At 60.0% G+C, this 13,902-nt stretch carries 12 protein-coding genes; 10 read left to right on the top strand and 2 right to left on the bottom strand.

The window, feature by feature from the left end:
• Positions 1-16 precede the first annotated feature (16 nt).
• Positions 17-502 carry a hypothetical protein gene (locus tag JZI28_RS06680; RefSeq protein ID WP_375699640.1) on the top strand — a complete coding sequence of 162 codons (486 nt, stop codon included), beginning with the start codon at positions 17-19 and terminating at the stop codon, positions 500-502.
• Here the strand turns inward: JZI28_RS06680 and JZI28_RS06675 are convergent.
• Positions 499-1,764 (bottom strand): VWA domain-containing protein, encoded by a 1,266-nt coding sequence (locus JZI28_RS06675; RefSeq protein WP_375699639.1) that lies wholly within the window; start codon positions 1,762-1,764, stop codon positions 499-501. The two genes, JZI28_RS06680 and JZI28_RS06675, sit on opposite strands and share 4 nt — an antisense overlap.
• On the bottom strand, positions 1,765-2,688 hold the full coding sequence (locus JZI28_RS06670; protein WP_375699638.1) for an AAA family ATPase: 924 nt from the start codon (positions 2,686-2,688) through the stop codon (positions 1,765-1,767).
• Between the two features lie 301 nt (positions 2,689-2,989).
• Here JZI28_RS06670 and JZI28_RS06665 point away from each other — a divergent pair, with 301 nt between their 5' ends.
• The 9 genes from JZI28_RS06665 (at position 2,990) to JZI28_RS06625 (ending at position 13,802) form a co-directional block, all read left to right on the top strand.
• Complete coding sequence (locus tag JZI28_RS06665) at positions 2,990-4,048, top strand: glycosyltransferase family 2 protein (protein ID WP_375699637.1); 1,059 nt, start codon at positions 2,990-2,992, stop codon at positions 4,046-4,048.
• 10 nt (positions 4,049-4,058) lie between these two features.
• Positions 4,059-4,685, top strand: a complete 627-nt coding sequence (locus JZI28_RS06660) for a sulfotransferase (protein ID WP_375699636.1) — start codon at positions 4,059-4,061, stop codon at positions 4,683-4,685.
• Positions 4,685-7,048, top strand: a complete 2,364-nt coding sequence (locus JZI28_RS06655) for a glycosyltransferase family 2 protein (protein WP_375699635.1) — start codon at positions 4,685-4,687, stop codon at positions 7,046-7,048. The genes JZI28_RS06660 and JZI28_RS06655 overlap by 1 nt, the downstream gene beginning before the upstream one ends.
• 3 nt (positions 7,049-7,051) lie before the next feature.
• On the top strand, positions 7,052-7,741 hold the full coding sequence (locus tag JZI28_RS06650; protein WP_375699634.1) for an FkbM family methyltransferase: 690 nt from the start codon (positions 7,052-7,054) through the stop codon (positions 7,739-7,741).
• Between the two features lie 3 nt (positions 7,742-7,744).
• Positions 7,745-8,833, top strand: coding sequence for a glycosyltransferase family 2 protein (locus JZI28_RS06645; RefSeq protein WP_375699633.1), 1,089 nt, complete (start codon positions 7,745-7,747; stop codon positions 8,831-8,833).
• Positions 8,834-9,028: 195 nt separating this feature from the next.
• Positions 9,029-9,985: a phosphoadenosine phosphosulfate reductase gene (locus JZI28_RS06640; RefSeq protein WP_375699632.1), complete on the top strand. Its 957-nt coding sequence runs from the start codon at positions 9,029-9,031 to the stop codon at positions 9,983-9,985.
• Positions 9,986-10,123: 138 nt separating this feature from the next.
• A complete protein-coding gene (gene pyrC, locus JZI28_RS06635) occupies positions 10,124-11,164 on the top strand; it encodes a dihydroorotase (RefSeq protein WP_375699631.1) in 1,041 nt (346 codons plus the stop codon).
• Positions 11,165-11,283: 119 nt separating this feature from the next.
• Positions 11,284-11,964, top strand: coding sequence for an orotate phosphoribosyltransferase (locus tag JZI28_RS06630; RefSeq protein WP_297341905.1), 681 nt, complete (start codon positions 11,284-11,286; stop codon positions 11,962-11,964).
• Positions 11,965-12,329: 365 nt separating this feature from the next.
• Positions 12,330-13,802, top strand: a complete 1,473-nt coding sequence (locus JZI28_RS06625) for a replicative DNA helicase (protein WP_348151938.1) — start codon at positions 12,330-12,332, stop codon at positions 13,800-13,802.
• The last annotated feature ends 100 nt before the right edge of the window (positions 13,803-13,902 follow it).

Genomic DNA, 13,902 nt, shown 5'->3' with positions numbered 1-13,902 from the left:
CTTTGAGGTAGGTACTATGTTTACAAAAACCGGTCTGTTTGGCGTTATCCTGCTTGCAGCCCTGCCCGCAGCGGCCCAATCCATTTCACAGCATTTTTCCAAAGGCAGCGACAGCTGCTACCAGCGGCTTTATTCCGCCAGCCATCTGGCCAGCCATCCGGTGCAAAAGGTCGAGGCCATTCAGCTATCGCATGTCACCGCAGACAGTTTCAGCCGTCCGGGGACTGAGTTAGCGCTACAGCTGGCCGTCCGGCTGCGCGGCTCCTCCACCTGGCAAACGCCGGCGGCATGCACGCCGCGCGGCTCGAAACTCTCCTGTGCGCTGGAATGTGATGGCGGCAGGTTTGATGTGGTCGTCAAAAACGCCGGATCCATTCTCATTACTGGCGGGTCGGATCTCTACTTCTACGGCTGCGATGGCAAGCCGCGCATTCTGGAACGGCTGCCCGATGATAAGGTGTTTATGCTGCACCGCCAACCGCTGGCCAGCTGTCGTCGCTAGGTCTGAGACCCCATCTGGGATAACAGGCGCGCCTTTTCACCGCTATCCTCCGGGCGCGAGATAACTGCAGCCAGGTCTTCGAGGGAGGCGATGGAATGGCCTGCGCGAAAGCTGTCCACATGGGGCAGCATGGCGCGAATGCCCTGAGCCTTGGCGGCAAATCCATCCCAGCGCAGCAAGGGGTTGAGCCAGATCAGGCGGCGCGCCGACAGGTGCAACCGCTGCATCTCATGGGCCAGTGCCTTTGGGTCATCCCGGTCAAGCCCATCGGTAATCAGCAGTACAACCGCCCCCTGCCCCATGACCCGGCGTGACCAGTCGCGGTTGAACTCATGCAGGCAGGCGCCAATCCGGGTGCCGCCCTCCCAGTCCTGTGCTTCGGCCCCGGCAGCGGCCAAGGCGGCATCCACGTCGCGCGTTGCCATGTGGCGGGTGATATTTGTCAACCGGGTGCCGAAGGTAAAGCCATGCACCCGGGCCCAACCGGCGCCTTTGGCATTGGCCACCGCGTGCAGGAAATGCAGCACGATGCGGCTATAGTGGCTCATCGAGCCAGAGATATCGCAGATCACCACCAGATTGGGCCAGCGATGACGCCGCTTGGCGCGGGCAATGGACTGGATATCACCGCCCCGGCGTCCCGCCTCGCGGAAAGTGCGGCGCCAATCCGCCCGGTCCCCCTGTTTCGCCGCCATCAGACGACGTGACAACATCGGCTGCACCGGCAGCGAGATCTGCGCCAGGATCTTCTTGGCGCGGGCCACCTCGTCGGTGCTCATCTGTTCAAAATCCAAAGACCGCAACCGTTCATCCGAAGATATGGTCAACGCGGCATCAATCTCGATCTCTGTGCTCTCATCCTCAACGTTTTCGGGAGCGTCGACCTCCTGGTTTGCCCCGTCCAGAAGGGCCTCGGCGGCGCGTTTTTCACCGGGCTTGGCCGCCTGTTCCTCCTGCACGCCCTTGATGGCTGGCAAAAGCGCCGCCATCATCCGTTCCAGAAACCGGGGGTCGCGCCAATAGAGCCGAAAGACCTGGGTAAACACCACACGGTGCTCGGGCTTGGAAACAAAACAGGCATGCAGCGTCCAATAGAAATCCTGCCGCGAGGTAAATCCCGCCGCCGCAACCGCCTCCACCGCATCAACCACCCTGCCCGGCCCGATTGGCAGCCCCGCCTTACGCAGGGCGCGGGCAAAATGGGTGATGTTCTGCGCCAGTTTGGGGTCTTCCGGCAGGCTTAGCTCTGGCAACTCTGCCATTCAGGCCTCATCCAGGCTGGCACGGGCCTGATCCAGAAGGCGCTTGGCTTCTGAGCCCTGCAGTTGCGAGATATCGTCCTGATATTTCAGGATCGCCCCCAGGGTATCGGCGATCACCTCGGGCGAGAGGTCAATGACATCCAGCGCCAGCAGGCAGTTGGCCCAGTCAATGGTTTCAGCCACGCCGGGTTTCTTGAACAGATCCTCTGTACGCAAGGTCTGCACAAAGGCCACCACCTCGCGGCTTAGCTGATCCGAGGCTTCGGGGGCGCGGGCCTTGAGGATCTCCACCTCGCGGGCAAAATCCGGATAGTCGACCCAGTGATACAGGCAGCGGCGCTTTAGCGCGTCGTGCACTTCGCGGGTCCGGTTGGAGGTCAGCACCACGATGGGCGGCTCTGGCGCCTTGATGGTGCCAAGTTCAGGAATGGTGACCTGAAAATCCGACAGCGCCTCCAACAGAAAGGCCTCAAAGGGTTCATCGGTGCGGTCCAGCTCATCAATCAGCAATACCGGCGGGCCGTTTTCATCCGGGCGCATGGCCTCCAGCAATGGCCGTTCCACCAGGAATTCATCGGAAAACAGTTCTGTCTGCAGGGTGGCGCGGTCTGCGCCCCCTGCGGCCTCGGCGGTACGGATGGCCACCATCTGGGCGGCAAAGTTCCATTCATACACGGCGGAGGAGGCATCAAGCCCTTCGTAGCACTGTAGCCGGATCAACCGCCGCCCAAAAGCCGCCGCCAGGGCTTTGGCGATTTCGGTCTTCCCGACCCCGGCCTCGCCCTCCAGAAACAGCGGGCGGCCCAGCTTCAGTGACAAGAACACAATTGTCGCCAGCGGACGGCCACAGACATAGCCCTGTTCTGTCAACATCTGTTGGACGTGATCAATCGACTGTGCCTGTATCAACTGTGCCTGTATCATTGGTATCCTTCCCCTTGCCGCCTGCGCCTATCCGGCACCGCTCTTGTGCAACAGGCCATGTGGCGCGGTTTGGGTCAAGTCACTGAAACCTGCCGTTACGTCCCAGAGGCAACACTCTGACCTTCGTAGCCGACGCGGCGCGGCGCAAAGATTGACGTCAAAGCCGGGCAATGCAAAACTGTGGCCAATGAGATTAAGCGCCCATCAAAGTGGCGCGTTGAGGCAGACGGGTTCCAAACCCACAATCAGGCGCGACTGGCACAACCTGCCACCCGCGCGAGCATATGAGAGGGGATGCCAGATGCGCATCACCGCAGTGACCTGCGTCAAAAACGAAGGCCCCTTCCTGCTGGAATGGATTGCCTTCAACCGATTGATTGGCGTCACGGATTTTCTATTTTATTCCAACGACTGCACCGATGGCACGGCCGAGCTGCTGGATGCATTGGCGGCGCGTGACATGCTGACCCATTTGCCTAACCCGGCGCAGGGGCGCAACTATCAGATGGAGGCGCTGAAAGACGCCGCCCATCAGCCGCTGGTGCAAGAGGCCGATTGGATCTGGGTGGCGGATGTGGACGAGTTTCTCAACATCCATGTTGGCGACCATAGCATTCCGGCCCTGATTGAGGCCTGCAAAGATCCCATGGCGATCTCGATCACCTTTCAGTTTTTTGCCAATGACGGGATTGAGGGCTTTGTCGACGCGCCGGTCATCAGCCAGTTCACCCGCTCGCACAACCCGGACATCTGGTGCGCCGAGACCGCAATCGAGGTGAAAACCCTGGTGCGGCAAGATTTTCCGCTGAAATACTACGGCGCCCATCGTCCGTTTTTCAAAAAGAACCTGCCGCCGCGCAGATACCCCCGCTGGAGTGATGGCGCGGGACGCGATGTTCCGCATAAATTTCTGGTGGCCGATAACCCGCGCCGCATCCGTAAATTTCCGGCCAAGGGCAGCCGCGCCTTCGCCACCCTCAACCACTACGCCCTGCGCTCGCTGGACAGCTATCTGGTCAAAAACGACCGGGGCGATGTCAACCGCGAGCACCGCGCCTTTGATGACAGTTACTGGCGGGAACGCAACGACCCCGCCTTTGAGGACCTGTCGATCCAACGCTACCTGCCCGCGCTGACAGCGGCGCTGGCGGCGCTGAAATCCGACCCGGAAATAGCCGCGCTGCACGCCACCTGCGTCGCCCGCCATCTGGAAAAGCGCGACGCGCTGCTGGCGCAGCCCAACTACCAGGACATGCGCGCTCAGCTATTGGCGACATCGACCCTGCCACCGCAGGAAGAGACGCTGCTAAAGGATCTCGGTCTTGAGGATCTGGGGCTTGCCCCCAGCGCAACAGAGTGAGCCGCCCGCTATGGAGCTGAAAGTCATCAACCTCGGCCTGCCAAAATCCGGCACCACAACCCTGAACAAGGCGCTCAGCCAGGCGGGCTATACCGTCGCCGACCATCGCCTGAAGGAGCGCGAAGAGGATCGCCCCGGCAAACGCCGCGTCTTTGTCGGATCAATGCTCTACAAGGGGCTTTATGAAACCGGCGACCCCATGGCCTATATGAAAGACTATGATGCGGTCTCTGAGATCAGTTTTATTCACGGCAAGTTTTCGGTCTGGCCGCAGTTTGATTTTGCCCTGATCAAAACCCTGCAGGATCTCTACCCAGAGGCCCGGTTTATCGCCACCCGGCGCGATGCCGAAAGCCATTCCAAATCAATCATGGCCTGGAACAATCTGGGCACCACCCGGCTGCCCTCCAGCACAGTTCCCGGATTGCCTATCGGCTATGGCAAGACGGCAGACCAGCAGATGCTGTGGATTGATGGCCACTATGAGGCGCTGCAACACTGGTTCCGCGACGATCCCCGCTATCTGGAGATCAATGTGGCGGCCCCTGACGCACAACAGAAAATCAGCGCCCATCTGGGGCGGGAACTGCCCTGGTGGGGCAAGGCCAATGTCAATCGGAAGGCTCAGAACACCTGATGCGGATCTATCTTCATATTGGCCTAGAACAGACTGGTGCAGACCGGTTGCAACAGATCATGGCGGACAAGCGCGACCAGCTGCGCGGCAAGGGGGTCTTGTTCCCGCGTGCACCGGGCAACAAAAACCACACCCGCCTGTATATGGCGGTGAGCGACCCCGACCACGTCGATCCCCTGCGCTACAACCGCGGCTTTATCACCGCAGAAAAGCAAAGCCGCCTGTATCAGACACTGGAGCAGGATCTGAGCCGCGAGGTGGCGCAGGCGCAGCCGGATATCCTGATCCTGTCGGCAGCGCAGCTGGGCAGCAAACTGCATCGGCCCAGCGAACTCATGCGGCTAAAAGCACTGCTTGACCCGCTGTCTGACGACATCCAGGTGGTGGCCCATATCGACACCCCGGCCCGCGCCCTTGCCCGGCACTATGGTGCCCAGATCCTGGAGGGGCGCGACCGACCGCTGAGCCAGGAACTGGAGCTGACCCAAAGCAAAAACTGGTGGCAGGCCTGCCTAGCGACCTGTCCCAAGATTGACCCGCAGGCGGGCCAGTTTGAAGAAACCCAAGGCGCGCCATTCTGGCTCGACTATACCGCACTACAGGCTCATTGGGAGGCGGTGTTTGGGGTCGGCTGTTTCAGCTTTCGCCCCTATGACGAAGCTGCCGTCTATGGTGCCGACGCCCCCAGTGAAGTCTGCGCCGCCTTTGGCCTGCCCTCGCAGATTGGCCGCAGCCCGGCTGGCAAAGTGGCGCAACAGCCCTCAGCCGCCTGGCTGGCACGCAGCCGCCAGCTGAATGCCTTGCTTTTGCGGCTTCTGGCCCAGCGCAGCAAGATCCTGCCGCGCCAATTGTGGCGTAGTTTTATTAATGAGATCGCCATTGAGGGCGCGCCAATTGATCCCGCCACGCTGGCGCCGGTGGCGCAGTTCTTTGCGGAGGCAAACCAAGACCTGACCGCGCGTCACCCGGCGCTGCAAGCTGCCGGATTTGGCACCACTGATACGGCACAGGACACCCTGCCCCGCTGGCAGGAAGCCGCGCCTGAGCGCGGCTTTCGCGCCTCGCAATATCTGCTGACCTTCATGCGCCGGATCAACAAGGCCACAAAGGACGAAATGCAGACCAAGGGCAGCGATCTGCAAGACATCACCAAGGCCAGCACGCCTGTCGGCGAAACCCCCACGGCCACCGCGATGACCGTGATGACCCCACGGGCGTTGGAGAACTTCGAGACACTTCAGGGCTCGCCGTTCAAGCCCCATAACAATCTGGGCCAAAAGGGCGAAGACCTGCCGCACCCCCCCTACAGCGAGATCCCCCCGCGTGAATTGCCAAGCGGCAGCACGGGCAATGTCATCGTTGGCTGCATGAAAAACGAAGCGCCCTATATTTTGGAATGGGTCGCCTATCACCGGGCTATGGGGGTGGATAATTTCCTGATCTACACCAATGGCTGCGAGGACGGCACCAGCGAGATCCTGGACCGGCTGCAAGAGATGGGCATCCTGCAACATCGCAACAATGACAACTGGAAAGGCAACTCGCCGCAGCAACATGCGCTGAATCAATCGCTGAAAGAGCCGGTGATCATCAATGCCGACTGGATCATCCATATCGACGTGGATGAGTTCATGAACGTGCGCTGTGGCAACGGCACGTTACAGGATCTGTTTGACCGGGTGCCCGATGCCAGCAATATCGCCATGACCTGGCGGCTGTTTGGCTCCAACGAGGTCGTCACGCTGAAGGATGACTTTGTCACCGCCCAGTTTGACGCCTGCGCCCCCAAACACTGCCCCAAGCCCCATACGGTCTGGGGCTTTAAGACCATGTTCAAAAACATTGGCGCCTATCAAAAGATCAGCTGCCACCGCCCAAACAAGCTGGAAGAGACCTTTCGCGACAAGGTGAAATGGGTCAATGGCTCGGGCAAGGATATGACCCGCGAGGCCGCCGACAATGGCTGGCGCAATTCGCGCAAATCCATCGGCTATGACCTGATTCAGCTGAACCACTACGCGCTGCGCTCAGCCGAGAGCTTTTTGGTGAAACGCCAGCGCGGTCGCGCCCTGCATGTGGATCGCTCGATTGGGATCAACTACTGGATCCGCATGGACTGGAACGACCACCGCGATGTCACAATCCAGCGCAACCTGCCACGGCTACAGGCCGAATACGACCGCCTGATGCAGGATGATGCCCTGCGCGACTGGCACCAAAAGGGGCTGGACTGGCACCGGGCCAAGGCGGATGAACTGCATGGCATGGATGAGTTCGAAGAGCTTTACCAACAGGCCTTAACCCTTAAACTGACCGCAACCGAACGCGTCGCCTATGCGCTGGCGCTTGATGTGGAGAGCTGAGCAATGACCGAGACTGCCGACGTTCAAAAGATGCTGAAATGCCGGGGCATGCGCTTTCCGCTGGACCGGGCCATTCTGCCGCCCCGCATCCGCACCCTGCTGCGCGAAGGCGCCTATGAGGCCAAAGAGGCCACCGCCGTCAGAAAGCTGGTGAAAGCCGATGATGTGGTAATGGAATTGGGCGCCGGGATTGGCTTTATGTCCACGCTGGTGGCCACCAAGACCCCCGCCAAATCGGTGCACTCCTTTGAAGCCAACCCGCAATTGATGCCCTATATTGCCCAGGTCCACGCCGAAAACAACGTGACCAACGCCCATGTCACCAATGCGGTTCTGGGCGACCAAGACGGCACCGCCCCCTTCTACATCCGCAAAAACTTCCTCGCCTCTTCGCTGGACCCGATGGAGGACGCCGAGGATTGCACCAAGGTCGAGGTGCCGACCCGGAACGTCAACGCGGTGATCAAAGAGCTGCAGCCCTCTGTGCTGATCTGCGACATCGAAGGTGCTGAGGCAGATCTGTTGCCCAAAATGGACCTCACCGGGCTGCGCGCCGTGGTGATCGAGACCCACCCGCAGTGGATCGGCAAGGCGGGCATGCAAAAGGTTTTTCGCTGCATGGATGCCGCTGGCCTGGTGTTTTTCCCCCGCTGGTCACATGGTAAAGTCGCTGTGTTTCGCTCTGACTGGTAGCCCATGCGCTTTTTGGCAATCCTCACGGTCCGTAATGAAGGGGCCTTTTTGTTGGAATGGCTGGCCCATCACCGGGCCGTAGGGTTTACCGATTTCCTGGTCTTTTCAAACGATTGTCAGGATGGCACCGATGCCATGCTGGATCGGCTCGCGGATCTGGGTGAGCTTACCCATATTCGCAACGACGGCCCCTATGGCAAGGGCGGCATCCAGTTCACCGCGATGAAGCAGGCCGACAAACACCCGTTGGTCAAACAGGCCGACTGGATCCTCGCCCTGGACGTGGATGAGTTTGTCAACATCAAGACCGGCGACGGCACCCTGACGGATCTGCTCAACGCCCTGCCAGAGGCCGACGCGTTCACCCTGACCTGGCGGTTGTTTGGCAATTCCGACATCCTGCGTTTTGAGGACGCCCCAGTGACCGAACTGTTTCGCCGCTGCGCCCCGGAGGTCATTCACTGGCCCTGGCGTGCCTCGATGTTCAAAACGCTCTATCGCAACAACGGCACCTATCGCAAAACCGGCGTCCACCGCCCCCGCGATGTCAAAAACCCAGAGAAGCTCGTAGAGTTTCGCTGGTTTGACTGCACCGGTCGGGAGCTGGGAGAGGCCTTTAAAACCCGGCGGCTGTTTTCCAACTATGGCCGCAAGAATTATGACCTGGCGCAGCTCAACCATTATCCGCTGGGCGCGATGGAAAGCTACATCCTAAAGGCGGATCGCGGCCGGGCGGTGCATTCAGACCATATGCTGGGTACAGATTACTGGGTCGAGCGCAATTTCAACACGGACAATGATGACACAGTTGATCGCTACGCCCCAGCACGCCGCGACATGGTTTCCCAGCTGTTGGAAGATACCAAACTAGCAAAGATACGCGCTAAATCAGTAGCTTGGCGACATCAGAGATTCCGCGACCTGATGCAGCTTGAACCCTATCGGGCGCTGTTTTCCCGCCTGCTGATGACGCCGCAATCACGCCCCATCAATGCAGTCACCGCCCAGACGCTGACCACCTTTGCCAACCTGGGCCGGGCCGCTCAAAAGGCAGCCACCAAGACGCAGCAAAAACCAGACACCGACACATAATCGCAGCGGGCCTTTTGCAGCTGGCCTTCTGGAGCGGTTTGCCGTCGCAGGCAACACCCTCTGGCTGCCGTTTGAAGCAATCCCCAGTAGAAGGGCCAGCAAAGCGACCAGAGTTTTTCTAACTTTGGCCGCATTTCTTGACTAAATCTTAGCCATATCGACCGCTGTACCGGTCTGTGTAAGGGATGTTTGGCGATGCAAGAGACTCTTGAGATTTTGGACGAAGACCTGTCCGGTCTAAAACTTGCCCAATGGGAGCAGCGCCTTGCCGCCATCACCGAAGAGCTTGGCATGTTCCAGCCACTGGGTCCCAAACACTGCGCCACCTTTCTGGACCAGGGCAATACGCTGCTGGTCACCTTTGAAACGATGCAGGGCATTCACAACCTTTCCAAACTGGCGCAGCCGCTTGGTTTTGACATGGTCAAAAGCGAAGGCTGGTCGCATTTGGGTCTGCTCTCCAATGGCGACACCTGGTTTCGCAACGAACGCGTCTTTGGCTTTTTTGATCAGCTGATCGACGATGGTTTCTTTGATGAATTTGACACTGTGATCTTTTATGGTGCAGGCCCCTGCGGCTATGCCGCCTCCGCCTTTTCCGTGTCCGCACCTGGTGCCACCGTGGTGGCCATCCAGCCCCAGGCCACGTTAGATGCGCGAATGACAGAATGGGATGAGCGCTTTGTGGAAATGCGCCGGGTCTCCTTTACCGATCGTTTTGGCTATGCCCCCGACATGCTCGACGCCGCCAAACAGGCCTTTATCTTTTACGACCCTTACGAGCAGCTCGACGCTATGCATGCGGCGCTGTTCAGCCGTAAAAACGTATCGCGGCTGCGGGTGCCCAACCTCGGCGCCGCGGTCCAGACCCGCATGATCGAAATGAGAATTCTCAATACCATCCTGAAACAGGCCGCCGAGGGTGACTTCAATGAGATCGCGTTCGCCCAGTTGTTCCGGGCCAGACGCGACGATTCTTCCTACCTGCGCGCCCTGATGGCACGCCTGGAGCAGCAAGACCGGCCGTTCCTGCAGGTTCTTTTGTGTCGCAACGTGTTGTCCCGCGCCCGCGCCCCGCGCTTTCGCCGCCGGTTGCAAGACCTGGAACAACGCGCCGCCGAAGGCGAATTCGAACTGCCCTCAACCCTGTAGCCCTGGTGCGCCGCTCCGCAGCACCTGCGCGATGCCCGACTGAACCAGGCTGCCGACCTGCAGAAAAGAGCCCTCTGGAGACTGTGGCGCAGGCCCCGGCTTCTTTCCCTTTTGCTGCAGCTGTGCTAACGCGGCGCCATGACAGAGACCCTCACCCTGACCCGCCCCGATGACTGGCATCTGCACCTGCGCGATGGCGCAATGCTCAAGGCCGTCCTGCCCGAAACGGCCCGCGACTTTGGCCGCGCCATCATCATGCCAAATCTGGTTCCCCCAGTGGTGACCGGCGACCAGGCGGCAGCCTACCGCGACCGCATTCTGGCCGCCCTGCCTGCAGGGATGGATTTTGCCCCGCTGATGACGCTCTACCTGACCGAAGACACCGATCCGGCAGATGTCGCAGCAGCCCATGCCTCGGGTCTGATCACCGCCGTCAAACTCTACCCGGCGGGGGCCACCACCAATTCCAGCAGCGGTGTCAGCAATTTTGACAAGGTCCGCCCGGTGCTGGAAAAAATGGCCGAAATCGGCCTGCCGCTCTGTGTGCATGGCGAAGTCACCGATGCGGATATCGACATCTTTGACCGCGAGGCCGTCTTTATCGACCGGGTGCTGGACCCAATCCGCAAAGCCACCCCCGGGCTCAAAGTGGTGATGGAACATATCACCACCGCCAACGGCGTGGACTATGTCAAATCCGCGCCTCAGGATCTGGGTGCGACCATCACAACCCATCACCTGATCATCAACCGCAACCATATTCTGGTTGGCGGCATCAAGCCCCATTACTACTGCCTGCCGGTGGCCAAACGCGAAGAACACCGCCTGGCGCTGCGCGCCGCCGCCACCTCTGGCGACGCCCGGTTTTTCCTTGGCACCGATTCTGCGCCCCACACCGACCCAAACAAAGAAAGCGGCTGCGGCTGTGCCGGCTGTTTCACCGCCACCAACACCATGGCGCTGCTCGCCCATGTCTTTGAAGAAGAGAGTGCATTGGGCAACCTGGAAGGCTTTGCCAGCAAAAACGGCCCCGCCTTCTACCAGCTGCCGGAAAACACAGGTCAGATAACCCTCGTAAAATCTGAGGCTGCAACCCAATTCCCGGCCAAGATCAACAGCGATGACGGCCCCGTCACAGTTTTTGACCCCGGCTTCCCGGTCTATTGGTCCGTTGCTTGACCCATGTTCCGTCTGAACGCCCGCAAAGCGATCAGGCGCCCTATTTCATCTTACCCTAAATACCTCCGCCGGAGGCTCCTGCCCGCGCCACGGATTCCCAAGTTCCCAAAGGATACGCCATGATCCCAACTGCCTACCCCACCCGCGAAGAAATCGCCCGCCTCTCGGCCCGGATGCTGCTGGAAATCGGCGCCGTGAACTTTAACGCGCGTGATCCCTATATCCTGGCCTCTGGCCTGCCCTCCCCCAGCTATGTCGATTGCCGCAAGCTGATCTCCTTCCCGCGCATCCGCACCACTTTGATGGATTTCCTCACCGTGACCGTGATGCGCAATGCCGGCTTTGAAGCCTTTGACAATATCGCCGGCGGTGAAACCGCAGGCATTCCCTTTGGTGCGCTGGTGGCCGAACGCATGGCTCTGCCGATGACCTATGTGCGCAAAAAGCCCAAAGGCTATGGCCGCAATGCCCGCATCGAGGGCGTGATGAGCGAAGGTCAGCGGGTGCTCCTGGTCGAAGACATGACCACCGATGGCGGCTCCAAACTGTCCTTTGTCGACGCCATCCGCGAAACCGGCGCCAGCTGCGGCCACACTGCGGTGATTTTTTACTACGACATCTTCCCCGAAACCACCAAACGCCTGGGCGACCACGGGGTTGAGCTGCATTACCTGTGCACCTGGTGGGATGTACTGGCAGAAGCAAAGGCGCAACAGTGCTTTGACGCCGAAACCCTGGCCGAGGTCGAAAGCTTCCTCAAGGATCCCCGCGCCTGGCAAGAGGCCAACAAGACAAGCTGAGGCGCGGAAAATCGCCGATGCCTTGCAGGGTCGCTCCGCTCACGGAGCGGCCTTTTCTGTGGCTGCACCAAAGCTTGCACAGAAAGGGCTGCACTTTCCCCACAGGGAAGCGCACCTTATCCACAGAATTTCCCGATACCCAAACCCGACAAAGCGCTTTACAACTGACGCTCAAACCAAAGAGAGCAGCAATGAACGATATTCCCCCCAGCGCGCCCCTGCCGGATGAAATGCCTGACCATATCTCCAGCGAGATGCCGGATGAGATGGCACATGACATGGCCGCTGATCCCATAGCTGTTGGCCAGGCCCTGGCACCGGTTGGACAGGCGTCCGTTGGGCAGGCCTCAGCTGGACAGACGGGCATGCCTGTTGCCTCGGCGTCGGTTGAAGCCGCGATTGAACTGCCCCACTCGGTAGAGGCCGAACAGCAGCTTCTGGGCGCGATCCTGACCAACAACGATGTCTATGACCGCATCGCCTCGATCATCAATGCCACCCATTTTTACGATCCGGTCCACACCCGAATCTATGAAATTGCCGCCGCGCGGATCTCCAAAAACGCCCTGGCCTCGCCCGTGACGCTCAAGGCCTTTATGGAGGATGACGAGGGGCTCAAGGAACTCGGTGGTCCCGCCTATCTGGCAAAGCTGGCCGGTGCGTCCATTTCCGCCTTTGCGGTGCGCGACTATGCGCAGATGATCTATGATCTGGCGATCCGGCGCGAGCTGATCGCCCTGGGCCAAAGCATCTCCGACAAGGCCCGCCGGGTTGATGTGGCCTCGGAACCCAAGGAACAGATCGTCGAGGCGGAACAATCGCTCTATCAGCTGGCAGAACAGGGTCAGACCGAAAGCGGGTTTAAGTCCTTCCTCAAAGCGGTGACCGAAGCGGTCAATGTCACCAACGAGGCCTATCAGCGCGGCGGCGGCATGGCCGGGGTTTCCACCGGGCTGGCTGATCTGGACAAACAGCTTGGCGGTCTGCATCCTTCGGATTTGCTGATCCTGGCGGGACGTCCCTCGATGGGGAAAACCTCGCTGGCCACCAACATCGCCTTCAACGTGGCCAAGGCCTACAAGAAAGGCGTCAAACCAGACGGTACTGAGGGCGCCATTGATGGCGGCGTGGTGGGCTTTTTCTCGCTCGAGATGTCCGCCGAACAGCTGGCGGGCCGGGTTCTGGCCGAAGCTTCCGAGATTTCCTCGCATAAAATCCGTCAGGGCGACATGACCGAGGGCGAATTCCGCCGCTTTGTCCAGGCCGCCAAGGATCTGGAAAGCTGCCCGCTGTTCATCGACGACACCCCCGCCCTGCCGATTTCGCAGCTCGCCGCCCGCGCGCGTCGGTTGAAGCGGACCCATGGGCTGGATGTTCTGGTGATCGACTACCTGCAGCTGTGTCGCGGTATGGCGGAAAACCGGGTGAACGAGATCGCCGAGATCTCCATGGGGATGAAGGCCATCGCCAAGGAACTGCAGATCCCGGTGATCGCCCTGTCGCAGCTGTCGCGTCAGGTGGAAAACCGCGACGACAAACGTCCACAGCTGTCGGATTTGCGGGAATCAGGCTCGATCGAACAGGATGCCGACGTTGTGATGTTTGTGTTCCGCGAGGAATACTACAAGGAGCGTGAAAAGCCCGGCGATCACGAGCTGGACAAGATGGAAGAGTGGAAAACCGCGATGGAACGCCTGCACGCCAAGGCCGAGGTCATCGTCGGCAAGCAGCGTCACGGCCCCATCGGCACGGTTGAACTGTCCTTCACCGCCGAATTCACCCGCTTTGGCAACCTGGCCAAGGAATGGCAGAACGGTCCGCGCGAAGACGAATATTAGGTCTGGCGAACGCGACACCGCAGCGCCAGCCCGCCCCATCATGCCCCGGTAAAAACGGGGCATGATGCGTTTCAGATCACCAGATCAGGGCGAAAACACC

The sequence above is a fragment of the Pseudophaeobacter sp. TrK17 genome (assembly GCF_042192375.1).
Classification (GTDB): Bacteria; Pseudomonadota; Alphaproteobacteria; order Rhodobacterales; family Rhodobacteraceae; genus Pseudophaeobacter.
This window is presented reverse-complemented; position numbering and strand designations above follow the sequence as displayed.

What these genes read in the sequence shown, in the direction of transcription:
- JZI28_RS06680 (WP_375699640.1), top strand. Translation starts at nt 17, where the DNA reads ATGTTTACAAAAACCGGTCTGTTTGGCGTTATCCTGCTTGCAGCCCTG.
- JZI28_RS06675 (WP_375699639.1), bottom strand. Translation starts at nt 1,764, where the DNA reads ATGGCAGAGTTGCCAGAGCTAAGCCTGCCGGAAGACCCCAAACTGGCG.
- JZI28_RS06670 (WP_375699638.1), bottom strand. Translation starts at nt 2,688, where the DNA reads ATGATACAGGCACAGTTGATACAGGCACAGTCGATTGATCACGTCCAA.
- JZI28_RS06665 (WP_375699637.1), top strand. Translation starts at nt 2,990, where the DNA reads ATGCGCATCACCGCAGTGACCTGCGTCAAAAACGAAGGCCCCTTCCTG.
- JZI28_RS06660 (WP_375699636.1), top strand. Translation starts at nt 4,059, where the DNA reads ATGGAGCTGAAAGTCATCAACCTCGGCCTGCCAAAATCCGGCACCACA.
- JZI28_RS06655 (WP_375699635.1), top strand. Translation starts at nt 4,685, where the DNA reads ATGCGGATCTATCTTCATATTGGCCTAGAACAGACTGGTGCAGACCGG.
- JZI28_RS06650 (WP_375699634.1), top strand. Translation starts at nt 7,052, where the DNA reads ATGACCGAGACTGCCGACGTTCAAAAGATGCTGAAATGCCGGGGCATG.
- JZI28_RS06645 (WP_375699633.1), top strand. Translation starts at nt 7,745, where the DNA reads ATGCGCTTTTTGGCAATCCTCACGGTCCGTAATGAAGGGGCCTTTTTG.
- JZI28_RS06640 (WP_375699632.1), top strand. Translation starts at nt 9,029, where the DNA reads ATGCAAGAGACTCTTGAGATTTTGGACGAAGACCTGTCCGGTCTAAAA.
- pyrC (WP_375699631.1), top strand. Translation starts at nt 10,124, where the DNA reads ATGACAGAGACCCTCACCCTGACCCGCCCCGATGACTGGCATCTGCAC.
- JZI28_RS06630 (WP_297341905.1), top strand. Translation starts at nt 11,284, where the DNA reads ATGATCCCAACTGCCTACCCCACCCGCGAAGAAATCGCCCGCCTCTCG.
- JZI28_RS06625 (WP_348151938.1), top strand. Translation starts at nt 12,330, where the DNA reads ATGCCTGTTGCCTCGGCGTCGGTTGAAGCCGCGATTGAACTGCCCCAC.